We start from the raw sequence: 24,789 nt of genomic DNA, 5'->3' as shown, positions 1-24,789 counted from the left end.
GCGATTCCGAATCCGTCAGGCGCCGAATGGTCATGCCGGAATAAAGAGGCCGCCTTGCGGCGGCCTGTGTCGGCAGGTTTCTGGTTATCAGTTGGTGTAGACCGGGCCGACTCCCAGGCCCCAGACAATCACGGTGAAGGCCATGATCGCCACCAGTACGACCAGCCCAACGGCCAGTACCGAACTGGAGAACAGGAAACCTTCATCCGAAGGTATGTTCATGAACGTCGGCAAGCCGACATACAGCAGGTAGACGGTGTAGCAGATGGCGGCCGTGCCGACGATCATGCCCAGCCACATATGCGGATAGAGCGCCGCCAGGCCGCCGACGAACAGGGGCGTGGCGGTGTAGGTGGCGAAGGCCACGCAGCGCGCCAGGCTGGGGTTGGCATCGTAGGTGCGGGCCATCCAGTGAATGAAGGCACCCATCACCGCTACACCGCCGAGCATGGCGATATAGGACATGAGGGTCATCCAGATCGCGCTTTCCTGGGTCAGCATGACCGGCGCCCGGTTGCCGATGACCCAGCCGACCTGTGTGGTGCCGATAAAGGCTGAAACCGCCGGGATCGCGGCAAGGATCAGGGTGTGGGTGAGGTACATGTGGCCGATGCTTTCCTCGGCGTCGCCACGGATTTCCCGCCATTCCTGATCAGGGTGTGTGAACAGTCCCACGACGTGATGGATCATGTCAGTCACTCCTTTTGTTATTACCGTCGCCCCCCAGCGGAGCGCCTACCGGCCAAGAGGCCAAAGTAATCAGAGGTCTGGATATGTCTGCGACCTTATGTCGCAGTATAGAGAGCGCTGAGGCCAATAAATCCGGGGCTTTAGAGCAAATCGCACTGTAGGTTGCGATTGTAATCGCGTTGTAGCATTTGCATCGGGCGGCAGCCGACAAGGCCCGCTCCCGCAGCACAGAGTCTTCGCCCGCGGCGGGTTTATGCGTAAAATAGCCGCCTTTTCGACACACCTCGCGGATTTCAAGGGCTATGGGCACTCTTTCGGTCAATCAGAACAAACTGCAGAAACGCCTTCGCCGGCAGGCGGGGGAGGCGGTCGCCGACTTCAACATGATCGAGGACGGTGACAAGGTCATGGTCTGCCTGTCCGGTGGCAAGGACAGCTACACCATGCTCGACGTTCTGATGCACCTGCAGAAAGTGGCGCCGATCAAGTTCGACATCGTCGCCGTGAACATGGACCAGAAGCAGCCCGGCTTCCCCGAGCACGTGTTGCCCGCCTACCTGAAAGAGCTGGGTGTGGAATACCACATCGTCGAGAAGGACACCTACTCGGTGGTCAAGGAGCTGGTGCCGGAAGGCAAGACCACCTGCTCGCTGTGCTCGCGCCTGCGCCGTGGCACCCTGTATACCTTCGCCGACGAGATCGGGGCGACCAAGATGGCCCTGGGTCACCACCGTGACGATATCGTCGAGACCTTCTTCCTCAACATGTTCTACAACGGCTCCCTCAAGGCCATGCCGCCCAAGCTGCGGGCCGATGACGGGCGTAATGTGGTGATCCGGCCGCTGGCGTACTGCAGCGAGAAGGACATCCAGGCCTACTCGGACTTCAAGCAGTTCCCGATCATTCCGTGCAACCTCTGCGGTTCCCAGGAAAACCTGCAACGCCAGGTGGTCAAGGAGATGTTGCAGGAGTGGGAGCGCAAGACCCCGGGCCGCACCGAGAGCATTTTCCGCGGCTTGCAGAATGTCATCCCTTCGCAACTGGCTGACCGCAACCTGTTCGATTTCACCAACCTGCGTATCGACGAAACGGCGGCCTCGCGCTTCGTCAATGTCGTGAATCTCTGAAGGAAGCGGCATGCGCGACTACAAATGGCTGCATGAGTACTGCCTGAACCGCTTCGGTTCGGCGGCGGCCCTGGAGGCCGAGCTGCCCGAGCCGTGCACGGCGGCGCAACTGCGTCGATTCGGTGATGACCGCTATCTGTCGATGATTGCCCTGCGGGTTTTCCGCGCCGGTCTCAAGCACAGCCTGGTGGATGCCAAGTGGCCGGTGTTCGAGCAGGTGTTCTTCGGTTTCGATCCGGAGAAAGTGGTGCTGATGGGCGCCGAACACCTGGAGCGGCTGATGCAGGATGCGCGGATCATCCGCCACCTGGGCAAGCTCAAGAGCGTGCCGCGCAATGCGCAGATGGTGCTGGACGTGGCGAAGGAGAAGGGCAGTTTCGGCAACCTGATCGCCGACTGGCCGGTGACCGAGATCACCGGGCTGTGGAAATACCTCGCCAAGCACGGCCATCAACTGGGCGGGCTGTCGGCTCCGCGCCTGCTGCGGATGGTCGGCAAGGATACCTTCGTGCCGAGTTATGACGTGGTCGCGGCGCTCAATGCGCAGAAGATCGTCGACAAGGTGCCGACCAGCCTGCGCGACCTGGCGATCGTCCAGGACGCCTTCAACCAGTGGCATGCCGAGAGCGGGCGGCCGATGTGCCAGCTGTCGATGATGCTGGCGTTTACCGTCAACCATTGAACATGACTGGCAGGAACCGCCGAGCCGGTTCCTGCCGGTGTTGCCGGCGACTCAGGCGGCGGATCGCTCCGCCGCCTGCGCCACCAGCCACTCCATCAGTTCTCGTAATTGCGGTGCCGTCCCGGCCCGCTCCGGATAGACCAGGTAGTAGGCCTGCCCGGTACGCACGCGCAAATCGAACGGCATGACCAGCCGCCCGGCACTCAAGTCCTCGCCGATCAACGCCCAATCGCCAATGGCCACGCCAGTGCCCTGGGATGCCACGCTCATCGCCAGGTCCAGGGTGTCGAAATGCTGCCCCTTGCTGATATTGCTGACCCGCGCCCCGGCCATCTTGAGCCAGGCTTCCCAGTCCCGCTGGTCGCGCGTGGGATGCAGGAGCATATGCCGCTCGAGGTCGGCCAGGTTGTTCAGGGGGACCGGGCCATTCATCAGTTGCGGCGAACAAACCGGCGTCAGTTGCTCGTCGAACAGATGGTGATAGGCCACCGAAGGACCCGGCACCGCGCCATAGACCACGGCGGCATCGAACTCTTCCCGACGGAAATCCACGGCGTGCTGCACCGTGGTGGTCAGCTCCACGGGCACGTCCGGGCGCTCCTTCTGCCATTGCAACAGGCGTGGCAGCAGCCAGCGCATCATGCAGGTCGGGGCCTTGAGTTGCAGGGCCTCGCGGCGGGCACCGACCTGATCCACCGCTTCGTCGATCAGGTTGAACACCTGCTGGATCCGTGGAAACAGCTCGCGACCCTGGGCGGTCAGGCTCAGGCCGCGGGCCTGGCGCTGGAACAGCGCATAGCCCAGGTGACTTTCCAGCCCGGCGATCTGCCGGCTCACCGCCCCCTGGGTGATGTGCAGCAGCTCGGCCGCGCGGGTGAAGTTGCAGCACTGGGCGGTGACCAGGAAGGTATGCAGAGCGGGCAGCGGTGGTGGACGTTTCATGGTGGGGCAGCTCAGGCATGACGACAGGACATGCCTAGTATGACTATTTTTGCCTTGTGCCCGCCATTGGCCAAACGCTCCAATAACCCTATCGCCGTGCTTATCGACAGCATGGCTTATACGAACAAGAAGGGTGGAATTGATGGCGACGTGCGGCGAAGTACTGGTCAAGTTACTGGAAGGCTACGGGGTCGAGCAAGTGTTCGGCATTCCCGGCGTGCATACAGTCGAGTTATATCGCGGCCTGGCGTCGTCGAGCATCGAGCACGTCACCCCGCGCCATGAACAGGGCGCCGGCTTCATGGCCGACGGCTATGCCCGCACCAGCGGCAAGCCCGGTGTGTGCTTTATCATCACCGGCCCCGGCATGACCAATATCACCACGGCGATGGGCCAGGCCTATGCCGATTCGATCCCGATGCTGGTGATTTCCAGTGTCCAGTCGCGTAATCAACTGGGCGGCGGACGTGGCAAGCTGCACGAGCTGCCGAACCAGGGCACGCTGGTGGCGGGTGTCGCGGCGTTCTCCCATACGCTGATGTCGGCGGCCGAACTGCCGGCGGTGCTGGCCCGGGCTTTTGCCCTGTTCCAGGCCGGGCGGCCGCGTCCGGTGCATATCGAGATTCCCCTCGATGTGCTGGTGGAAAACGCCGATGCCTTGCTCGATAGCCAGCCGGTGCGGGTTACCCCGGCCGGCGCTGCCCCCGCGGCGGTCGCGCAAATGGCCGGGCTGCTGGCCAAGGCTCGCCGTCCGCTGATCCTTGCCGGCGGCGGCGCCATCGATGCGGCGGCGGCGCTGACCCGGCTGGCGGAGCGGCTGGAAGCCCCGGTGGCGCTGACCATCAATGCCAAGGGCATGTTGCCGTCGCGTCATCCGTTGCTGATCGGTTCGACCCAGTCCATGGTCGCCACCCGCGCCCTGGTGGCGGATGCCGATGTGGTCCTGGCCATCGGCACGGAACTGGCGGAAACCGACTACGACATCACCTTTGCCGGCGGCTTCGAGATTCCCGGCACCCTGCTGCGTGTCGATATCGACCCGGACCAGACCGTGCGCAACTATCCGCCAAAGGTCGCGCTGGTGTCCGACGCGCGGACAGCGGCCGAGGCGCTGCTCGCGGCTGTCGAAGGCCAGGTGCTGGCCGAGCGTCAGGGCGATTGGGGCACCAAGCGTGCCGCCGGGTTGCGCGCCGACCTGGACGCGCTGTGGGATGCACCGACCCGCGCCCAGACGCAATTCCTCAACACCGTTCTCGACGTGCTGCCCGAGGCGGTGCTGGTGGGTGACTCGACCCAGCCGGTGTATACCGGCAACCTGACCCTGAACCCCGAGCACCCGCGCCGCTGGTTCAACTCGTCCACCGGCTACGGCACCCTCGGCTATGCCCTGCCGGCTGCCATCGGCGCCTGGCTGGGCGGCGCCAGCGACCGCGGCCAGCGGCCGCCAGTGGTGTGCCTGATCGGCGACGGCGGCTTGCAGTTCACCCTGTCGGAACTGGCCTGCGCGGTGGAAGCGCGAACGCCGATCATCGTGCTGCTGTGGAATAACCAGGGCTACGAAGAGATCAAGAAATACATGGTCAATCGCGCCATCACGCCTGTCGGCGTGGATATCTATACCCCGGACTTTATCGGCGTGGCGCGGGCCCTGGGCTGTGCGGCCGAGGCCGTCTCCGGGGTCGAGACCCTGCGTACCGCCCTGGAGCTCGCCGCGGATCGCCAGGGCCCCACCCTGATCGAAGTCGACCAGCGTCTGTGGATGGAAGGAGCGGCCTGGTGATGAAGGCGCAAATGAATCAGGACGGCCTCTACATCGATGGCCAGTGGCGTTCCGGCAGTGAGCAGCTACGGGTGATCAACCCGGCCACCGAGGCGTTGCTCGGCAGTGTTTCCGGCGGTGACGGGCAGGCGGTGGAACAGGCGGTGAGCGCGGCGAGCCGGGCGTTTGCCGGTTGGTCGGCGACGAGCGGGGCACAGCGTGGCGCCGTGTTGCGCAGGATTGCCGACGGCGTGCGCGAGCGTCGCGAAACCCTGATCCATCTGCAGTCGAGCAACAACGGCAAACCGCTGTTCGAGGCCGCCATCGATGTCGATGATGTGATTGCCACCTTCGAATACTACGCGGGTCTGGCCGAGACGCTCGACGGCCAGCAGGACAAGACGGTCGAGCTGCCCAGCGACGCCTTTGCCGCCCGTGTGCGCCGTGAGCCGTGTGGGGTGGTGGGACTGATCGTGCCGTGGAATTTCCCGATGGTCACCACCGCCTGGAAGCTGGCCCCGGCCCTGGCCGCCGGCTGCTGCGTGGTGCTCAAGCCATCGGAGGTCACGCCGCTGCCGGAACTGGAACTGGCCGCGATCATCGCCGACAGCGGTGTGCCGGCCGGAGTGTTCAACCTGGTCTGCGGCACCGGCCTGGCCGTCGGCGCGCCGTTGGCGGCCGACCCGCGGGTGGCGAAGATTTCCTTTACCGGCAGCAATGCGGTGGGGGTCCAGGTGATGCAGCGGGCAGCGGAAACCGTGAAGGGCGTCAGCCTGGAACTGGGCGGCAAATCCGCGTTGCTGGTGATGGCCGATGCGGATCTCGATCTCGCGGTGGAACTCGCCAGCGGCGGCGGCTTCTTCAATGCCGGGCAGATGTGTTCGGCCACCAGCCGGGTGCTGGTGGCGGAGGAGATCGCCGATGAGTTCCTGCTGCGCCTGACCGCGCGGGCCAACGCCATTCGCGTGGCGGACCCGTTCGACCCCGAGGTGGAAATGGGCGCGCTGGTCAACCAGGCGCAGTACCAGCGCGTGCTGGGTCATATCGACCGTGGCCTGAGTGTCGGCGCGCGGCTGGTCTGTGGTGGTGGGCGTCCGCCCGAGCTGACACGCGGCTATTTTTTACGGCCGACGATCTTCACTGAAGTGCCCCTGGACAGTGCGTTGTGGCGCGAGGAGATTTTCGGCCCGGTGCTCTGTGTGCGCAGTTTCAGCAGCGAGGCCGAGGCGCTGGCGTTGGCCAACGACAGTGAGTTCGGCCTGGTGGCCAGCGTGGTCAGCAGCCATGACGAAACCGCGCAGCGGGTCGCCAATGCCTTGCAGGCCGGGCTGGTGTGGATCAACGCACCGCAGGTGATTTTCCCGCAGACCGCCTGGGGCGGCTACAAGCAGAGCAGCCTCGGTCGCGAGCTGGGGCCCTGGGGGCTACAGGCCTTCCAGGAGATCAAGCACGTGATTCGCGCCGTGTAAAACGGGGCGGCGCATGCCTCGAAATGAGGCATGCGCCGGGCGCATGGCTTCAATGACAAACTTTCGATTGTTGCCGGTTCCGGGCGACCTCAGGATGAACCCGCCGACTCAGCTACGACCCACGGTCTACGGGGGCTTCAGCGAGATCGAAGACCGGCGGAACGCGTTGCGACCGACCTCATACCTAAAAGAATAAAGGGAGTCCGAAATGGGCCAGCACGACCTGAACAGAAGGCAGTTCATCAAGACCGTGGGCGTCGCCTCGGTGGCCGCGGCCGCCATGAGCATGCCGTTTATCCGGGCCAATGCCAGCGACACCCGCTTCCAGGGCAAGACCCTGAAGCTGCTGACCTGGTCCGATGACACCGGCCTTGCCGCACTGCGCAATATCGCCGCGACCTTCGAGGCCAAGACCGGTGCCAAGGTCATCGCCGACCGCACCGGCAGTACCTCGGAAATGGTCGCCAAGCTCAAGGCCGGCGGGGATCGTCCGCAGTACGACATCATCACCCTGGCCGGTGTCGGCGCCGAGGGCCTGGCCGCCGCCGGGCTCCTGGAAAAGCCCGACCTGAACCGCATTCCCAACCTGGTCGACGTGCCGGAAAAGTACCGCACCGGGGCCAACGGCCACGGCATCGGCTACCTGCTCTGGTGCAACAGCCTGGTCTACAGCACCCGCACCGTGAAGGAGGCGCCGGACAGCTACGCGGCGCTGTGGGACAAGGACTTCGCCAGCAACCTGTTCCTGCCGCCGCCGAACTGGACCGAGGCCATGGACCTGATCATCATCGCCGCCAAGCTGGCCGGTGGTGACGAGCACAATATCGAGCCGGGCTTCAAGAAGCTCGCCGAGCTCAAGGACCGCGTGGTCACCCTCGGGGAGAACCCCAACCAGATCGCCGAGCTGTTCCGCACCGGCTCGCTGGACCTGGGCGGCCTGTATGCCCCGGCGTTCTTTCCGAAGCAGATCCGCGATCCGGCCTATGGCCTGGGCGCGACGTTCGGCATGAAGGAAGGTTTCTACACCGACCTGATGCTTTCGGTGATGCCGAAGAACCGCCCCGGCGATACCGACCTGGCCTACGCCTTTATCGACCATTCGCTCGACCCGCTGGTACAGGGCAAGATGGCCGAAGACATCTTCAACGGTCCGGTCAACGCCAAGGCGATCATTTCCGCCGAGGCGCGCAAGAGTCCGTACATCCTGACGCCGGAACAGATCGCCGAGAAAGCCATCATGCACGACAACGCCTTCCTGGCGACGGTGCATGACCAGTGGATCCGCCGGTATACGGAAATCTTTTCGTCCTGAAGTGCAGGCGCAGGAGGCTTGAAACTTTCGGGCAGGTCTTGAACCTGTCGCGAAACCTGTGGGAGCCGGCTTGCTGGCGATAGCGGTGTATCAGGCGACAAGGATGTTGGCCGTCAGATCGCCATGGCCAGCAAGCCGGCTCCTGCAGGGACCGTGTCAATCCTGGCGATCGACCTTGTCCGCCAAGCCTCTGCCTTGTTGATGATTTCTCTCTGTCGAGACTCTTTCTATGGAACACCAACCTCTGACCCGGCCGGTCGGCGTGGCTTTGTCGCGCCCTCGAACGGGGATTTCGCCCACCGCCCGGGCCTGGCTTTTCCTCTCGCCGTCGATGCTGTTTCTCGCCGTGCTGATTCTCGCCAGCCTGCTGGTGCTACGGATGAGCGTCGGCACCAAGGGGGCCGAGTGGACCGGCTTCAGCCTCGCCAGCTACGCGCAACTGCTGGAACCCTACTACCTCAAGTCGCTGCTGCTGACCTTGCGTCTGGCGCTGTTCAGCGCCGTGATCGCGGTGCTGCTGGCGATTCCCGTGGCCTACACCATGTCGCGCCTGACCTCGCCGTTCGTGCGGCGGATCTTCCTCGCCGCCGTGCTCCTGCCACTGCTGGTCAACCTGCTGCTGCAAAGTTATGGCTGGCTGGTGATCCTCGGTCCCGGCGGCATGCTCAACCAGGCGCTGATGGGCCTTGGCCTGATCAAGCGCCCGATCATGCTGCTGTACAACCAGAACGGCGTGTTGATGGGCCTGGTGCAGACCGCCTTCCCCCTCGCGGTATTGCCGATCGCCAGCGCCATGCGCGGTGTCGCGCGCACCTATGAAGAGGCCGCCGCGACCCTCGGCGCGAGCCGCTTGCAGGTGTTTCGCCAGATCGTCCTGCCCATGAGCCTGCCGGGCATCATCACCGGCGCGACCCTGGTGTTCGCCTACAACGCCAGCAGTTTCGTCGTGCCCCTGCTGCTGGGCGGCCGGCGCGTGCCGATGCTGGCGGTGATGGTCCATGACCAGATCGCCCCGCTGATGAACTGGCCGGCGGCCTCGGCGGCCGGTGTCGTGCTGATCATCACCACTCTGGCGATCATGACCCTGTCCGAATACGTCACCGGCCGTCGACGCCGGATGCTGGAGTCCTGCCAATGAGCCTGTCGTCGTCCAAGCGCCTGTCGATCCTGCCGGGGGAGACCGGGCGTTTCGCCGGGATTCTTTCGGGAATCATCCTGCTGCTGGCGGTCCTGCCGATCCTGACCATGATCGTCATGTCCTTCAGCGGCGCCTCGAACCTCGACTTCCCGCCCAGCAGCTACAGCCTGCAATGGTATCGCGCGGCCTGGCACACCATTGTCTCGCCGGATGCCAGCGATGTGCTGAGCCTGGGCAAGGCGATGACCACCAGCCTGCTGGTGGCCTGCCTGACCATGGTGCTTGCCACCCTGGTGGCGGTGCCCGCCGCCTATGCGCTGGTGCGCTGCGAATTTCGCGGCAAGGCCGTGGCGCTGCAACTGATGTCGCTGCCCCTGGTGTTTCCGATGGTGGTGCTGGGGCTGGCGTTGCTGCTGGTGTTCGACAGCCTGCCGTTCCAGATGAGCTTCTCGCGGCTGGTCATCGCCCACGTGATCCTGGCCTTGCCCTTCGTGGTGAAGAACTGCACGGCGGCCATGCTTTCCATCGGCAGCGAGGTCGAGGAGGCTGCGCAGATGCTGGGCGCTTCACCGCAGCGGGCGATCCTCGATGTGGTGGTGCCGTTGATGAAGTCGGGGATTCTCGCCGGGATGCTGCTGGCGTTCATCGTCTCGTTCAACGAATTCACCGTGACCTATTTCCTTTACACCATCGACGTGATGACCGTGCCGATCTGGATGTACAGCCGCACCGTCTCGTCCCTCGACCCGACTGTTTTCTCCTTTGCCGTGCTGATCGTGCTGATCGACTTCGCCCTGATCTGGGCGTTGGAGAAGCTGGTGGGCGAGGGCGGCGTTTCCTTCTGATTTCTTGAGGTGAGCAACATGACTGGACTGATTCTGGAAAACGTCGAAAAGTACTACGGCACGGCCTGTGCGGTGAAGGACGTCAATCTGCATCTGCCCGAAGGCAAGCTGGTGTGTTTCCTCGGCCCTTCGGGATGCGGCAAGACCACCTTGCTGCGGATGATCGCGGGCCTGGAAACCCTCAGCGCCGGCGAGATCCGCCTGGACGGCGAGGACATCGGCCAGACGCCGGCGCACCTGCGCAACTTCGGCATGGTGTTCCAGTCCCTGGCGCTGTTTCCCCATATGACCGTGGGCGAGAACATCGCCTATCCGCTGAAACTGCGCGGGGTCGCCAGGGACGAGCAACAGGCCCGGGTGGTCGAGTTGCTGCAACTGATTCAACTGAGCGAGATGATCGACCGGCCGGTGTCCAAGCTCTCCGGCGGGCAGCGTCAGCGGGTGGCGATTGCCCGCGCGATAGCCGCGCGGCCAAAGATTCTGCTGCTGGATGAACCGCTGTCGGCGCTGGACGCCAAATTGCGCGAATCGATGCAGGTGGAAATCCGCCAACTGCAACAGCGCCTGAACATCACCACCATCATGGTCACCCATGACCAGCGTGAAGCCATGACCATGGCCGATATCGTGGTGGTGCTGGGCGAGCACCGCGTGCAGCAGGTGGGTACGCCTATCGAGATCTATCGGCACCCGGCCAATGAGTTCGTCGCCGACTTTATCGGCTCGGGCAATATCTTCCCGGCCACCGTGCTGGGCGACGGCCGGGTCGGGCTGCCGGGGGGCGAGAGCATCGAGGTGCCGGGCAGTGCCGGGGTGGAGGCCGGGAAGCAGGTGCGGATGCTGGTGCGCCCGGAGGATCTGCAACTGTCCGTGCCCCAGGCGACGCCGGCGAGCAATTGCCTGCTCGGCACCGTGACCTTCGTGCGGGATATCGGTTCGACCATTGAAACCATCGTCGAGTGTTCCGGCGTGTCGTTCACGGCGCTGAACACGCCATGCCAGGGGATCGGCCTGGACGTGGGGCACAGGGTCTCGCTGACGATTCCGGCCGAGGCCTGTCGGATGCTCGGGTCCGGCGCCTAGACGCTCTGGCGCAGCCGCGCCAGGTCGCGCAGGGGCGGCGCGCCGAACAGCCGGCTGTATTCGCGGCTGAATTGCGAGGGGCTTTCATAACCCACCCGGTAACCCGCCGCGGAGGCGTCCAGCCCTTCGGCCAGCATCAGCCGCCGTGCTTCCTGCAGCCGCAATTGCTTCTGGTATTGCAGCGGGCTCATGGCGGTCATGGCCTTGAACCGGTGGTGCAGGGTCGACACGCTCAGGTTGGCTTCCCGCGCCAGGTCGTCGATCCGCAGCGGCTGCTCGAAATTGCCGTTCAACCACTTGATCGCCTGGTTCACCCGGTGCCCCTGGCTGTTGGCGATGGCTATTTCGTACAGGCGATAACCCTGTGGGCTGCGCAGCAGGCGATAGAGGATCTCCCGACGGATCAGCGGCGCGAGCATGGGGATATCCTTCGGCGTGTCGATCAGCCGGGTCAGGCGCAGCAGGGCGTCGAACATCTGGGTGTCGACCCGCTCGACATACAGGCCGAGCCCGGTCGGTCGGGTGGGGACGCCCATGGGCCCGGCCTCGGCGATCAGCGCGCTGATTTCGTTGGGGTCGATGTCCAGGCGCAACGCCAGCAACGGCATCTGCGGCGAGGCATTCAGGACCCGACCGCTCATCGGCATGGAAACCGAGATCACCATGTAATTCAGTGGGTCGTAGATGAAGTGGTCGTCACCCAGGCGGACTTCCTTGCGGCCCTGGGCCATGATGCACAGCGCCGGTTGCGCCAGCACCGGATTGAAATCGTAGGGGTGATTGTGCCGGCCCAGTACCAGGGAGCCGACGGCGGTCTGGTAGCTGCCGTCCTCATCGGTGTGGCGACGGATGATATCGGCCAGTTCCAGGCGCTGTTTCTCCATCTCCGGGGGGATAGCTTCTTGCGGATGTACGGACAACGACATGGAGAATCCCCTCGAGAGTGTCACTTTCAACGGTTCATAGCTTAAGTTTGGGCAAGTCGGACCGCCAGCCGAATCCTGCCCAATTCTTGCCTGATCCTGCCTTGATCCCCTGTGACAGTCTGATGACTGGCCGGCGAGAGGGGCGAACTTGCTTAAAACTCTGAAATGCCGGACGTCGCTGGCACGCACGCTTGACCTGGCCAATAGCGCGCTCCGACAGGATTGTGCAATAACCCGACAGGAATCGACTAACGACCTCTCGCCTGAAGCCTTAATCTCTGCTCCTGTCGCCGTCAGTCCGGCGGTTGATGGAGCGAGTACAACCTTCTCTTCGGGAGAGCCGAGCATGTCCAAGCATATCCCCGTCAGTCACATGGCCTTTGTTCGCGCACGTCCAGGGCGTTCCGCCGAGCTGGGTTCGCGTCTGAGCAGCCTGATCGAACCTTCCCGCCAGGCACCCGGTTGCCTGCAGTTTTCCCTGCAACACTCCCTGGCCGATGCCGACCTCTGGCTGGTGTCCGGTTTCTGGATCAACCAACCGGCGATGACCGCCTATTTCAACACCCCGGCGATGCAGATCTTTGCCGAGTTGGTGCAGGACCTGGTGGTCAACAGCTTCGACTTCCACACCTTCAGCGATGTGTCCGCCGCCCGTGCCCAGTGCGATTTTCATCTGTCCAGCGCAGGTTCCCTGCAGAAGTTGGCCAGCTGAAGGACGCACGAAAATCCCGCTTAATTTTGGCGGCACCTGTCGCCCCCATGCTGCCTTGCCGCTCCTCGCCATAACGTGCTCTGACTCGTCCCGGTGCCTTGCCCGAGAACTACAGGCACTCGCCAAAACATGAGCGTATTTGCGAGGCAGGGGACTAGAATACCGGCCGATCAATTGGCCGGGACAGACAGGCATGGCACGTAAAGAGTTTGCACAGTTCGAAGCAGTTTCAGCAGCAGTTCGCGGTGAGGCCGGTTATAGCGCAGCCATTGCGGTAAAGGCCCTGGGCGGTTTCGATGCCCCGCGTTTCCACAAAATCCTTGAAGACCAGACGTTCAAGACGGCTCTCGAAGCCGACCAGGCCGCCGAGCAGGCATTGGCGCGGCTGATCGACGTCGATGCCGAGGGCGGGTTGTCCTGGTAAGCGTTTCCCGGGCGATCACTTCGCCACTTGCGGGCGATACATCTTGAACAGGGACTCCGGGCCCAACTGGAAATAGTCCGCCGGACCGCCGCCACGCAGGATCGGTTCGGCGGCGGCGGTGTCGTAGATACCGTCCTTGAGCAGGTGCCGGGCGATATGCACGGCAACCACTTCACCGAGAATCAGCCAGCTGGGCACCAGGGCCTGGTCGGCGCGTTGCAACTGGATGATCTGGGTCACCTTGCATTCGAAGGAGACCGGGCTTTCCTGCACCCGCGGCACGCGAATGATCTTCGAGGCGGCGGGCGTCAGGCCGGCCAGTTCGAACTCGTTGACCGCAGCCGGCACGGCGGCACAGCTCTGGTTCATTGCCTCGGCCAGTGGGCGGGTGGCGAGGTTCCAGGCGAATTCGCCGGTCTGTTCGATATTGTTCAGGCTGTCTTTGCGGCCGACGCTGGAGAAACCGATGATCGGCGGGATGTAGTTGAAGGCGTTGAAGAAGCTGTAGGGCGCCAGGTTCAGGCGGCCTTCGGCGTCCTGCGACGAAATCCAGCCGATGGGGCGCGGGCCGACGATGGCGTTGAACGGATCGTGAGGCAGGCCGTGGCCGTTGGCGGGTTCGTAATAGTGGATATCGTCGGACATGGTTCGAGGGTTCCGCGGGCTGGGTGGAGGTCGATAGTGTGCTTGGCATCGAGAGCAAATGCGATAGCTCACGCATCATGGATCGAACCTGTGCGCAGCAAAGCAGCCAGTGACGCAGAGCGTCCTGAGAGACATTCCCATGCGGAGCCTGGGAACGATCAGTATTTTCCTTTCCCCCAGAAACGACTAAGCCCGGCCGAAGCCGGGCTGTGATGCCACCGGGATCAATCAGCTGATGGCAGCAGCGCCAGGGGTCTTGTCGTAGCCGTCAGCGGCGACAGCATTGGCACCTGGGGTCTTGTCGTAGCCGTCAGCAGCGACAGCGTTGGCACCTGGGGTCTTGTCGTAGCCGTCAGCGGCGACAGCGTTGGCACCTGGGGTCTTGTCGTAGCCGTCAGCGGCGACAGCATTGGCACCTGGGGTCTTGTCGTAGCCGTCAGCGGCGACAGCGTTGGCACCTGGGGTCTTGTCGTAGCCGTCAGCGGCGACAGCGTTGGCACCTGGGGTCTTGTCGTAGCCATCAGCGGCGACAGCGTTGGCACCCGGGGTTTTGTCGTAGCCATCAGCGGCGACAGCGTTGGCACCTGGGGTCTTGTCGTAGCCATCAGCAGCAACGCTGTAAGCGCCCGGGGTGTGGCTGTAGCCATCGGCGGCAAAGGTGTTGGCGGCCAGCATGGAAAGGGTCAGGGCGAGGATCAGTTTGGTTTTCATGGTCGTTGCTCCAGTCGGTAGTCGTTTTGTTCAGTGGGTGTGGAAGTCATATTACGCTGGTTAATTTGATTAAAAAGCGCAAAAAAACGCTTAAATCAATCGTATAAATCGATACTTATGGCGATGCAATCAGGCGGCGGTCACGTGATGCCCGAGAGCATGTGCGCAGGTCGATTTGGCGTAGGGTCAGAATGGAGGTAGGGAATTAACTGACTATTAATTCCGAAAATTCTTTTGCGCTTGCGCAGAAATGCGCGGGCTCGTCCTGTAAGGACGTGAGTGGCGGGATGCAGTCCGGCAAACAACACCGAACCTTTGTAGGAGCCGGCTTGCCGGCGATGACGTCCGTATGGACGCTGCAAGGCTCAAAGGCCTCATCGCCGGCAAGCCGGCTCCTACAGGTTTAGGGCATCGGTACTCAGTCGGTTTCGATCCGCGAATGCTTGCGGGTGTCCTTCATGGTGATGTACACCAGCAGCGAAACCGCGATGCAGGCGGTCACGTACCAGTAGTAGCCGGTTTCCATGCCGATACTCTTGAACCACAGCGCGATGTATTCAGCGGTACCACCGAAGATCGATACCGTCAGTGCATACGGCAGGCCCACGCCCAGGGCGCGGATTTCCGTCGGGAACAGTTCGGCTTTGACCACCGCGTTGATCGAGGTGTAGCCGCTGACGATGATCAGCGCGGCCATGATCAGGAAGAACGCGCCCCACCAGGTCTGGATGGTATGCAGGGTGCTGAGGATCGGCACGGTGCAGAGCGTGCCGAGAATCCCGAAGGCGATCAGGATCGGCCGCCGGCCGACCTTGTCCGACAGTGCGCCGACCACCGGTTGCAGGCACATGAACAGGAACAGCGTGGCCGCCGAGATGGTGGTGGAGTCGGAGATGCTCATGCCGACGGTGTTCACCAGGTACTTCTGCATATAGGTGGTGTAGGTGTAGAAGGCCAGGGTACCGCCCATGGTCAGGCCGACCACGGTCATCAGTTCCTTGGGATGACGCATCAGTGTGCGCATCAGGCTTTCCTTCGGTTTTTCCTTCTTCTTGGTGAACGACTCGGTTTCCTCCATGCCGCGACGCAGGTAGAGCGCGACGACCGCACACAGGGCGCCGATGCCGAACGGAATCCGCCAGCCCCAGTCCTGCAACTGTTCGGTGGTCAGGGTCTGTTGCAGCACGATCAGCACCGCCAGGGCGATGAGCTGGCCGGAGATCAGGGTCACGTACTGGAAGCTGGAGAAGAAGCCGCGACGCTCCTTGGTCGCCATCTCGCTGAGGTACGTGGCCGAGGTGCCGTATTCGCCACCGACCGACAGGCCCTGCATCAGGCGGGCTACCACCAGCAGGATCGGGGCGCCGACGCCGATGGTTTCATAACCGGGGGTCAGGGCGATGATCAGGGAGCCGAAGCACATCAGCAGGACCGAGGCCATCAGGGCAGCCTTGCGTCCCTTGCGGTCGGCATACAGGCCCATCAGCCAGCCGCCGATCGGACGCATGAGGAAGCCCACGGCAAAGATCGCGGCGGTGTTGAGCAGTTGTGCGGTGGTGTCGCCCTTGGGGAAGAAGACCTTGGCGAAGTACAACGAGAACGCGGCGTAGACGTACCAGTCGTACCACTCGACCATGTTGCCGACCGAACCGCTGAAGATCGATTTCAAACGGCTGGAAGTGGTTCTTTCTTTTGCCGGCGCAGCCGCCGACCCGAGGGGCAGGGTAGAGGAGTTATCCATCAGGGAACCTTCAAGTCATTGTTTTTGTGGAGCGCGCGCAAGCGCAGCCTGGCAGGGCTATAGCAGGAGCCGTGCCAGGGGCCGAAGGCCCGGTCCAGAGGGGTTGGCGGGAACTGATAAGCGGAAATCCGCTCATGGTGGATAAATCGGTAAGCGGAAAATCGCCGATGCGGGATGTGTCAGGCGAAACATGACTGCAGGGGCCGGGCTTGTCGGGACGGCGCATCGCCGCGAAGGCGATCTTGAGAGCGCCAGAAGCCTCACGGGCAATCCAGCGTCGACTGGCCGCTCCTACAGGTCAGGTGGCGTTCCAGAGGGGGGTTACTCCTCCTTGAGAAACATCTCCCGCGCCAGCCCATGGCGCTGCATCTTTTCATTGAAGGTCCGGCGGGGCAGTTGCAGCTCTTCGAGCACCGCCTTGACATCGCCCTTGTGCCGGGTCAGCGCCGAACGCAGGCATTGCGCTTCGAACGCTTCCTGCTGGGCCGCCAGGGATTGGCCGGGGTCGATGCCTTCCGGCTCGCCCAGGCCGAGCACCGAGCGTTCGGCGGCATTCGCCAGTTCCCGGACATTTCCCGGCCAGTCATGGCTCAGCAGCCGGCTCAACTGTGGCCCGCTCAGAGCGGTCGCGGCGCGTCCCAGGCGCTCGGCAGCGCCCTGGGCGAAGTGTTCGAACAGCAGCGGAATATCCTCGCGTCGCTCGCGCAACGGTGGCAGGCGCAGTTCGGCCACTGTCAGTCTATACGCCAGGTCTTCGCGAAAACGCCCGGCGCGGGCTTCCTCCAGCAGGTCGGGCTTGGTCGCGGCGACGATGCGCAGGTCGACATGGATGCTCTGGTTGGAGCCCAGGCGCTCGAGTTTCTGTTCCTGCAGGACCCGCAGCAGTTTTACCTGCTGGGCCAGCGGCATGCTTTCGATCTCGTCGAGAAACAGCGTACCGCCGTCGGCGTATTCCAGCTTGCCGATGCGCTTGCCCTGGGCGCCGGTAAAGGCACCGCTTTCATGGCCGAACAACTCGGCCTCGAACAACGGCTCGGGAATCGCCGCGCAGTTGAGCGCCACGAAGGGTTTGGCGGCACGCGGGCCGAAGTCATGCAGGCAGCGGGCGACCAGTTCCTTGCCGCTGCCGGTCTCGCCACGGATCAGCACGTTGACCGGCAGCGGCGCCAGCTCCAGCACTTGTCGCCGCAGGGTCTGCAGGCTGCGGGACACCCCGAGCAGGCTGGTTTCGAGTCGCGAGCGGCTGTCGGCCTGTTCATGCAGGCGGCGGTTTTCCAGGACCAGTCGGCGCTTTTCCAGGGCACGCCCGAGGCTGCCCAGCAGCGCTTCGGGACTGAAGGGCTTTTCCAGGAAGTCGTAGGCGCCGTCGCGCATGGCCTCGACCGCCATCTTCACATCGCCATGGCCGGTCAGCAGGATCACCGGCAGGTCGGCGTCGAGGGTGCGCACCCGCTCCAGCAACTCCAGGCCGCTGAGGCCCGGCATGCGCACGTCGCTGATGATCACGCCGGGAAAATGCGCCGGCAGCCGCGCCAGGCATTCCTCGGCGCGGCCGAAGACCTGCACCGCGAAGCCCGACAGGCTCAGCCACTGCTCCACGGCATTACGAATGCTGGCTTCGTCATCGACCACCATCACCGTGTTCAACATGGGCTGTGTACCTCCAGGGCGATCGGCAGGGCCAGGGTGAACAGGGCGCCGCCGGGGCGGTTGTCGACGCTCAGGCGGCCGCCCAGCTCATGGACGATGGCATAGGATACCGCCAGTCCCAGCCCGAGGCCTTCTCCCACCGGTTTGGTGGTGAAGAACGGATCGAAGACCTTGGCCAGGTGTTCCTCGGCAATCCCGCCGCCGCTGTCACCGACGGTCAGCAACCACAATTGCTGGTCGGCCTCGATGCGGATTTCCAGGCGCTTGAGCGGTTTGTCGTGCATGGCGTCGAGGGCGTTGCGCAGCAGGTTGATCAGCACCTGTTCCAGGCGGATCGCATCGCCCCGGACCCAGGCCGGGCGGGTCAGGTGCAGCACCGTGCTGACATTGTCCTCGCGCAGGCGCGGGTCGAGCAGTTGCAACGACTGGTCGACCACGCCGGCCAGGTCCAGGTGCTCACGCAGGCCGCTGGGGCTTTGCCGGGCGTAGGTCTTCAGGTGCCCGGTCAAGGCCGCCATGCGGGTCAGCATCTGGTCGAGGGGTTCCAGGGCCTGATAGGCCGCCTCGATCCGCCCGTGATCCAGCAGCAGGCGCAAGGTCGCCAGTTGCATGCGTTGGGCGGTCAGCGGCTGGTTGATCTCATGGGCCAGGGCCGCGGACATCTGTCCCAGCGCCGCCAGCTTGGCCGATTGCACCAGGCCGTCCTGGGCCGTGCGCAGGTCGCGGGTCCGCTCTTCCACCAGGCGTTCCAGCTCTTCACGGCTGCGCTGGCGCAAACGGGCCAGGCGCCAGCGCTGGTTGAGGAACAAGCCGAGAAACACTAGGGTCAGCCACAGGCCGGCACCGGCCAGCCCGGCGTTGCGGCGTTCCTCGGCGGCCAGTTGCGGTTTGCGCAGCAGGTGCAGGGTCCAGTGTTCGGTGTCCAGTGGCAGCGATTCCCACAGCAGTTCGGCGCGCCCGGCGGGGGTGTCGACCCGGGTCAGGTAGCTGTTGTCGCCGAAGACCCGCAGGGTCTGGTGCTCGATGGGACTCAGGGCCTGCTTGTCATATTGGCGGGTACGACCGATCTCGCTGCGGTCACTGTCCGACAACGGCCGCAACAGGCGATAGCGCCAGCCCGGCTGGTTGGCGATAAACACGATGTCACGGGAATCGCTGACCAGCAGGGTGTCGTTGCCTTTGCTCCATTCGTGTTCGATCTCGGGGAACTCCAGTTTCACCACCATGGCCCCGATGAATTCGCCGCGATCGTTGAACACTGCGCTGGAGAGGAAATAACCGGGAATCCCGCTGGTCACGCCGACCGCGTAGAAATGCCCGCTGCCTTCGCTGCGGGTCTGGTTGAAGTAGGGGCGGAAGCCGTAGTAGTGGCCGACATAGCTGCTGGGCAGGCGCCAGTTGCTGGCGGCCACCGACAGACCGTTGCGATCGAGCAGCTGCAGGGTCGAGGAGCGTGCGGCGCCGTTGATGCGTTCCAGCTTGCGGTTGAGCGCGTCCTGCCGTTGCGGGCTGACCGGACCGTCGAGGGCTTCGCGCAATTCCGAGTCCAGGGCCAGGACGGCGGGCAGGGCACGGTAGCGCTCGATCAGGGTATGCAGGGAATTGGCGTACAGCGTCAGTTGCGCCTTCCCGCGCGCGGCATCGTCCACCAGGGCCTGTTGCCCGGCGCGGTGCACGGCCCAGCCGGCGGCCAGTGCGGTGCCGGCGAGGATCAGCAGGGTATGGAGCGCCAGACGCAGGGAACGGGGAATCGGCGGCATGCGGGCAACGACAGGCTGGGGAGGGGCCGGAAAGATAACACGCCGGCCAAGGGTGTATACGGACCTTGTGGGAGCGGGCTTGCCCGCGAAAGCGGCGGCGCGGCTGGCCTCGTTATCGCTGGCAAGCCAGCTCCTACAAGGTTCCAGGCTGGATAATAGTCCGTGGTGAACCGCGATCCTGTGGGAGCGGGCTTGCCCGCGAAAGCGGCGGTGCGGCTGGCATCGTCATCGCTGGCAAGCCAGCTCCTACAAGGTTCCAGGCTGGACGCTAGTCCGTGGTGAAACATCGCCCTGTGGGAGCCGGCTTGCTGGCGATAGCGGCGGTGAGGCTGGCATCGTCATCGCTGGCAAGCCAGCTCCTACAGGGTTCCAGGCTGGACGCTAGTCCGTGGTGAAACATCGCCCTGTGGGAGCCGGCTTGCTGGCGATAGCGGCGGTGCGGCTGGCATTGTCATCGCTGACAAGCCAGCTCCTACAGGTTGACGGGTCTTACAACAACTCGAAGCTCTGCTGCGTCACATCCTGGGAGTCCAGGCCGATCTGCACATTGAACTTGCCCGGCTCGGCGGCGTACTGCAGCTGGGTGTTGTAGAACTTCAGGTCGTTCTCGTCGATGGTGAAGTGAATGACCTTCTCCTCACCGGCCTTGAGCATCACTTTCTGGAAGTTCTTCAGCTCCTTGACCGGCCGGATCATGGAGCCGGCGACGTCCTGGATATACAACTGCACCACGGTCTCGCCGTCACGCTTGCCGATGTTCTTGACCGTGACACTGGCATCGAGCTTGCCGCTCTTGTTCAGCGTGGTGGAGGACAGGGCCATGTTGCTCAGGCTGAAGTCGGTGTAGCTCAGGCCGTAGCCGAACGGGTACAGCGGGGTATTTTCCTCGTCGAAGTACTGCGAGGTGTAGTTGCCCGGCTTGCCCGGGGTAAATGGCCGGCCGATGGTCAGGTGGTTGTAGTACATCGGCACCTGGCCGACCGAGCGCGGGAAGGTGATCGGCAGCTTGCCCGACGGGTTGTAGTCGCCGAACAGCACGTCGGCGATGGCGTTGCCGCCTTCGGTCCCGCTGAACCAGGTTTCCAGCACGGCGGCGGCCTGGTCCTGTTCGTGGCCGATGGTCAGCGGCCGGCCGTTCATCAGCACCAGCACCAGCGGCTTGCCGGTGGCCTTGAGGGCCTTGATCAGCTCGCGCTGGCTTTCGGGGATGTTCAGGTCGGTACGGCTCGACGACTCGTGGGACATGCCCCGCGATTCGCCCACCGCTGCCACCACCACATCCGCCTGCTGCGCGGCCTTGACCGCTTCGTCGATCAGTTGCTGCGCCGGGCGCGGGTCGTCGACCACTTCCGGGGCATCGAAGTTGAGGAAGTTCAGGTAGTCGACGACCTTCTTGTCAGCGGTGATGTTCGAACCGCGGGCATAGATCAACTGGCCCTTGTCGCCCAGCGCACGGCTCATGCCGTCATACAGGGTGACCGATTGCGCCGGCAGGCCGGCGGCGGCCCAACTGCCCATCATGTCGATCGGTGCCTTGGCCAGCGGGCCGACCAGGGCGATCTTCGCCGATTTCTGCAGCGGCAGGGTCTGGTTCTGGTTCTTCAGCAGCACCAGGCTGCGACGCGCGATATCCCGGGCATCGCTGCGGTGCAGGCGGCTTTCGGCGTTGGTGTCGGCCGGATCGTCCTCGGCCTTGCCGATACGCAGGTACGGGTCCTTGAACAGGCCCATGTCGTACTTGGCACCGAGTACTTCACGCACGGCGTTGTCGAGGTCGCTCTGCGGCACTTCGCCGGACTTGACCAGCCCCGGCAGTTCCTTGGCATAGAGCGAATCGTTCATGCTCATGTCGATGCCGGCCTTGATCGCCAGCTTGGCCGCTTCGCGACCGTCCTTGGCGACACCGTGCTTGAGCAGTTCGAAAATCGCCCCGTGGTCGCTGACCGCCAGGCCCTTGAAGCCCCAGTCCTTGCGCAACAGGTCCTGCATCAGCCAGGTGTTGGAGGTGGCGGGCACGCCGTTGATCGAGTTCAGGGCGACCATCACCCCGCCCGCGCCGGCATTGATGGCGGCGCGATAGGGTGGCAGGTAGGTCTGGTACATCTTCACCGGGCTCATGTCGACCACGTTGTAGTCGCGACCGCCTTCCACCGCGCCGTAGAGGGCGAAGTGCTTGACGCTGGCCATGATGCTGTCCGGTTCGCCCGGGCTCTTGCCCTGGTAGGCCTGGACCATCACCTTGGCAATGCGCGAGACCAGGTAGGTGTCCTCGCCGAAACCTTCGGAGGTGCGGCCCCAGCGCGGGTCGCGGGAAATATCGACCATGGGCGCGAAGGTGATGTCGAGGCTGTCGGCGCTGGCTTCGCGGGCGGCGATGCGTCCGGAGCGGCCGATGGCGTCCATGTCCCAGCTGGACGCCAGGCCCAGGCTGATGGGGAAGATGGTCCGGTGGCCGTGGATCACGTCATAGGCGAAGAACATCGGGATCTTCAGCCGGCTGCGCATGGCCGCGTCCTGCATCGGACGGTTTTCCGGGCGGGAGATGGAGTTGAAGGTGCCGCCGATGTTACCGGCGGCGATTTCCTTGCGGATCAGTTCCCGGGGCATTTCCGGGCCGATACTGATCAGGCGCAACTGGCCGATCTTTTCCTCGAGGGTCATCTGCTTCATCAGGTTGGCGATGAAGGCGTCCTTTTGTGCAATGGGTGCAGGCTTTGTGTCAGCCACGACCGGGAGACTGGCCAGGCCGATAGCGAGGCCCAGCAAACACAGCTTCTTCATGAATGATTATCTCGGGGCCCGATACGGCGAGGTGTTCGAGCACCGGCCGGGCTGTTTAGTTATAGGGAGCGACTATTGTTGTGCCAATAAATCCAGCACACTTCTGAACTGTTTTTCGCGCTGGGCATCTTTTAGCTGATTGGCTTCATACATTCCAGTGGCAGCGGCGGATTATGCCTGAGCCCCCGGTGCGAAAAATCCTAGGATTTCTCCCTTTTTATCGTTTCAAGGAGCGTTTCGAACATGCAGGCACAACCGGGCTTCCGTTCGAGCTGGAGATTCGCCGTCCTGGCCTTGCTGGCCACTTTGCTGGCGGGCTGCGGCATCAACAACATTCCCACCTACGACGAGCAGGTGAAGGCCAACTGGGCCCAGGTGCAGAACCAGTACCAGCGCCGGGCGGACCTGATTCCGAACCTGGTGGAAACGGTCAAGGGCTATGCGAAACAGGAACAGGAAACCCTGACCGCGGTTATCGAGGCGCGCTCCAGGGCCACTTCGATCCAGGTCGATGCCAGCACCCTGGACAATCCCGAGAAGCTCAAGCAGTACCAGGAAGCCCAGGGCCAGCTGACCGGCGCCCTCAGCCGGCTGATGGTGGTCTCGGAGCGTTACCCGGACCTCAAGTCGAACCAGAACTTCCTCGCCCTGCAGTCCCAGCTGGAAGGCACGGAAAACCGCATCAGCGTGGCGCGGCGTGACTTTATCCTCAGCGTCGAGAAGTACAACACCGAGATCCGCACCTTTCCCGGTCGTCTCTGGCACAGCCTGATGTACAGCGACCTGCCGCTGCGCCCGACCTTCGAAGCGACCGCCCAGGACGCCGACAAGGCCCCGCAGGTGAAGTTCTGATCACTCGCCGGGCCTTGCCGCGCGGCTGCGTGGCCAGGCCCGGCCCAGCGTCATCACGGACGAGGTAGGCATGCGTATTTTCAAGGGTGCCCTGTGGCTGTTGCTCTGCACGCTGGCACTGACGGCCCGGGCCGATTTGCAGTTTCCCGAACTGATCGGACGGGTGGTGGACAATGCCCGGATGATCGATGCGCCGGTGCGCGAGGCCCTGGACCAGCAACTGCAGGCCCATGAAAAGGCCACGGGCGAGCAGGTGGTGGTGGTCACCTTGCCCAACCTGCAAGGCACCACTATCGAGGACTACGGCTACCAGTTGGGACGTCACTGGGGCATCGGTCAGAAAGACCGCAACAACGGTGCGCTGCTGATCGTCGCCCGGGACGAGCGCAAGGTGCGCATTGAAGTGGGTTATGGCCTGGAGGATCGCCTGACCGATGCCCAGTCCGCCCTGATCATCAACCAGCTGATCGTGCCGCAGTTCAAGCGCGACCATGTTTCCAGCGGCATCAGTGCCGGGGTCGGCGCGATACTCGACGTGCTCGGCAGTCCGCCCGGTGAAAAAACCGAATCGGAAGGGGATTTCGGCTCGCGGCACCCGGTACTGATCGGTTTCCTGATGGTGCTCTTCGTGCTGATCTGCGCCTTCATGCAACTGATGGGCTACGGACCGCGGGGTGGCGGTTCGGGAGGTTTCGGTGGTGGCGGTGGTGGACGCCCAGGCGGTGGTTTCAGCGGTGGCGGTGGCAGCTTCGGTGGCGGCGGATCATCGGGCAGTTGGTAAAAAAACATAATAACGAGAGAGCATGCACAACCATGGCCTTACTCAGTGAATACGAACAACGCCAGGTCGCCGAAGCGATTACGCGGGTCGAGCAGCAGACCGATGCGGAACTGGTGACGGTACTGGCCAGCCGCGCCGACGACTACGCCTATATCCCGCTGCTGTGGGCCAGCCTGTTGGCGCTGCTGGTACCGGGGATCGTCAACTTCGTCTTCGGCTGGCTCAACAGCCATACCCTGCTGGCGGTGCAGTGGAGCAGTTTCATCCTGCTGTGCCTGCTGTTTCGCATCCCTTCGATCACCAGCCGGCTGATCCCCCGCTCGGTACGCCACTGGCGGGCGTCAGGCCTGGCACGGCGGCAGTTTCTCGAACAGAACCTGCACCACACCGTCGGCAGTACCGGCGTGCTGATCTTTGTCAGCGAGGCCGAGCGTTATGTGGAGATCCTGGTGGACGAAGGCATATCCCGGCGGTTGGACAACAGTGCCTGGGACCCTATCGTCAAGGCCTTCACCGAGCAGGTCAGGCAGGGCCAGACCCTGCTGGGATTCGTCACCTGCATCCAGTCCTGCGGTGAACTGCTCAAGACCCACGTGCCGCTGACCCAGGTACGCAACGAGTTGCCCAACCGCCTGGTGTTGCTGGGCTGATCCGCGTGGTGTCGATGCCAGGGACAGGCCTGGCAGATCGGGGCTTTTGTTCGAGTTCTCGCGTACTGAATGACGTCTATCGACGGTTTCCGATCAGAGGTCTGTGTTT

22 protein-coding genes are annotated in these 24,789 nt (G+C 63.6%); 13 read left to right on the top strand and 9 right to left on the bottom strand.

Annotated elements, in window-relative coordinates; genetic code table 11:
• Nucleotides 1-87 precede the first annotated feature (87 nt).
• A complete protein-coding gene (locus KI243_RS25105; RefSeq protein ID WP_017124010.1) occupies nt 88-690 on the bottom strand; it encodes a Yip1 family protein in 603 nt (200 codons plus the stop codon).
• 302 nt (nt 691-992) lie between these two features.
• Between KI243_RS25105 and ttcA the strand changes: the two genes are divergently transcribed.
• A complete protein-coding gene (gene ttcA / locus KI243_RS25100) occupies nt 993-1,817 on the top strand; it encodes a tRNA 2-thiocytidine(32) synthetase TtcA (RefSeq protein WP_017124009.1) in 825 nt (274 codons plus the stop codon).
• A 10-nt stretch (nt 1,818-1,827) separates the two neighbouring features.
• Nucleotides 1,828-2,499: a DNA-3-methyladenine glycosylase I gene (locus KI243_RS25095; protein WP_212810031.1), complete on the top strand. Its 672-nt coding sequence runs from the start codon at nt 1,828-1,830 to the stop codon at nt 2,497-2,499.
• Nucleotides 2,500-2,550: 51 nt separating this feature from the next.
• Here the strand turns inward: KI243_RS25095 and KI243_RS25090 are convergent, their stop codons facing one another.
• Nucleotides 2,551-3,441, bottom strand: a complete 891-nt coding sequence (locus KI243_RS25090; protein WP_177088139.1) for a LysR substrate-binding domain-containing protein — start codon at nt 3,439-3,441, stop codon at nt 2,551-2,553.
• A 142-nt stretch (nt 3,442-3,583) separates the two neighbouring features.
• Here KI243_RS25090 and KI243_RS25085 point away from each other — a divergent pair, with 142 nt between their 5' ends.
• From KI243_RS25085 to KI243_RS25060, 6 genes are all read left to right on the top strand, one after another.
• On the top strand, nt 3,584-5,221 hold the full coding sequence (locus tag KI243_RS25085; protein WP_212810030.1) for a 5-guanidino-2-oxopentanoate decarboxylase: 1,638 nt from the start codon (nt 3,584-3,586) through the stop codon (nt 5,219-5,221).
• The gene (locus KI243_RS25080; RefSeq protein WP_177088142.1) at nt 5,221-6,669 is read left to right on the top strand and encodes an aldehyde dehydrogenase family protein; all 1,449 of its coding nucleotides are present in this window, start codon (nt 5,221-5,223) and stop codon (nt 6,667-6,669) included. The genes KI243_RS25085 and KI243_RS25080 overlap by 1 nt, the downstream gene beginning before the upstream one ends.
• A 208-nt stretch (nt 6,670-6,877) precedes the next feature.
• The gene (locus KI243_RS25075; RefSeq protein ID WP_017124004.1) at nt 6,878-7,981 is read left to right on the top strand and encodes an ABC transporter substrate-binding protein; all 1,104 of its coding nucleotides are present in this window, start codon (nt 6,878-6,880) and stop codon (nt 7,979-7,981) included.
• Between the two features lie 229 nt (nt 7,982-8,210).
• Complete coding sequence (locus KI243_RS25070; protein WP_212810029.1) at nt 8,211-9,119, top strand: ABC transporter permease; 909 nt, start codon at nt 8,211-8,213, stop codon at nt 9,117-9,119.
• A complete protein-coding gene (locus KI243_RS25065) occupies nt 9,116-9,964 on the top strand; it encodes an ABC transporter permease (RefSeq protein ID WP_177107929.1) in 849 nt (282 codons plus the stop codon). Before KI243_RS25070 ends, KI243_RS25065 begins: the two co-directional genes overlap by 4 nt.
• A gap of 18 nt (nt 9,965-9,982) precedes the next feature.
• Nucleotides 9,983-11,047 (top strand): ABC transporter ATP-binding protein, encoded by a 1,065-nt coding sequence (locus KI243_RS25060; RefSeq protein WP_177088143.1) that lies wholly within the window; start codon nt 9,983-9,985, stop codon nt 11,045-11,047.
• On the opposite strand, the gene KI243_RS25055 is transcribed toward KI243_RS25060, so the two are convergent.
• The gene (locus KI243_RS25055; protein ID WP_042934492.1) at nt 11,044-11,973 is read right to left on the bottom strand and encodes an AraC family transcriptional regulator; all 930 of its coding nucleotides are present in this window, start codon (nt 11,971-11,973) and stop codon (nt 11,044-11,046) included. The genes KI243_RS25060 and KI243_RS25055 overlap by 4 nt on opposite strands.
• A 346-nt stretch (nt 11,974-12,319) precedes the next feature.
• Between KI243_RS25055 and KI243_RS25050 the strand changes: the two genes are divergently transcribed.
• Together KI243_RS25050 and KI243_RS25045 are read left to right on the top strand one after the other, a co-directional pair.
• Nucleotides 12,320-12,685 carry an antibiotic biosynthesis monooxygenase family protein gene (locus tag KI243_RS25050; RefSeq protein ID WP_017123999.1) on the top strand — a complete coding sequence of 122 codons (366 nt, stop codon included), beginning with the start codon at nt 12,320-12,322 and terminating at the stop codon, nt 12,683-12,685.
• A 193-nt stretch (nt 12,686-12,878) separates the two neighbouring features.
• Nucleotides 12,879-13,109 (top strand): hypothetical protein, encoded by a 231-nt coding sequence (locus tag KI243_RS25045; protein ID WP_017123998.1) that lies wholly within the window; start codon nt 12,879-12,881, stop codon nt 13,107-13,109.
• 15 nt (nt 13,110-13,124) lie between these two features.
• Here KI243_RS25045 and KI243_RS25040 read toward each other — a convergent pair whose 3' ends face one another.
• The 6 genes from KI243_RS25040 to bglX all read right to left on the bottom strand — a co-directional run bounded on the left by KI243_RS25040 (nt 13,125) and on the right by bglX (nt 22,397).
• Complete coding sequence (locus tag KI243_RS25040; protein WP_212810028.1) at nt 13,125-13,754, bottom strand: flavin reductase family protein; 630 nt, start codon at nt 13,752-13,754, stop codon at nt 13,125-13,127.
• Nucleotides 13,755-13,982: 228 nt separating this feature from the next.
• Nucleotides 13,983-14,465, bottom strand: coding sequence for a hypothetical protein (locus KI243_RS25035; protein WP_212810027.1), 483 nt, complete (start codon nt 14,463-14,465; stop codon nt 13,983-13,985).
• A gap of 418 nt (nt 14,466-14,883) precedes the next feature.
• Nucleotides 14,884-16,206, bottom strand: coding sequence for an MFS transporter (locus KI243_RS25030; RefSeq protein WP_042934147.1), 1,323 nt, complete (start codon nt 16,204-16,206; stop codon nt 14,884-14,886).
• Nucleotides 16,207-16,527: 321 nt separating this feature from the next.
• On the bottom strand, nt 16,528-17,856 hold the full coding sequence (locus KI243_RS25025) for a sigma-54 dependent transcriptional regulator (protein ID WP_212810026.1): 1,329 nt from the start codon (nt 17,854-17,856) through the stop codon (nt 16,528-16,530).
• Nucleotides 17,850-19,616: an ATP-binding protein gene (locus KI243_RS25020; protein ID WP_212810025.1), complete on the bottom strand. Its 1,767-nt coding sequence runs from the start codon at nt 19,614-19,616 to the stop codon at nt 17,850-17,852. Before KI243_RS25020 ends, KI243_RS25025 begins: the two co-directional genes overlap by 7 nt.
• 489 nt (nt 19,617-20,105) lie before the next feature.
• On the bottom strand, nt 20,106-22,397 hold the full coding sequence (gene bglX / locus KI243_RS25015) for a beta-glucosidase BglX (RefSeq protein ID WP_212810024.1): 2,292 nt from the start codon (nt 22,395-22,397) through the stop codon (nt 20,106-20,108).
• Nucleotides 22,398-22,640: 243 nt separating this feature from the next.
• Here bglX and KI243_RS25010 point away from each other — a divergent pair, with 243 nt between their 5' ends.
• The 3 genes from KI243_RS25010 (at nt 22,641) to KI243_RS25000 (ending at nt 24,680) form a co-directional block, all read left to right on the top strand.
• The gene (locus KI243_RS25010; RefSeq protein WP_017126617.1) at nt 22,641-23,249 is read left to right on the top strand and encodes a LemA family protein; all 609 of its coding nucleotides are present in this window, start codon (nt 22,641-22,643) and stop codon (nt 23,247-23,249) included.
• 70 nt (nt 23,250-23,319) lie between these two features.
• Nucleotides 23,320-24,030: a TPM domain-containing protein gene (locus KI243_RS25005; protein ID WP_017126616.1), complete on the top strand. Its 711-nt coding sequence runs from the start codon at nt 23,320-23,322 to the stop codon at nt 24,028-24,030.
• Between the two features lie 32 nt (nt 24,031-24,062).
• Nucleotides 24,063-24,680 carry a hypothetical protein gene (locus KI243_RS25000; protein WP_177088147.1) on the top strand — a complete coding sequence of 206 codons (618 nt, stop codon included), beginning with the start codon at nt 24,063-24,065 and terminating at the stop codon, nt 24,678-24,680.
• Nucleotides 24,681-24,789: the final 109 nt, after the last annotated feature.

Source organism: Pseudomonas sp. Ost2 (genome assembly GCF_018326065.1).
GTDB classification, from domain to species: domain Bacteria; phylum Pseudomonadota; class Gammaproteobacteria; order Pseudomonadales; family Pseudomonadaceae; genus Aquipseudomonas; species Aquipseudomonas gingeri.
Note: the sequence above shows the minus strand (reverse complement) of the source record. Positions and strands in the feature narration are given on the sequence as shown.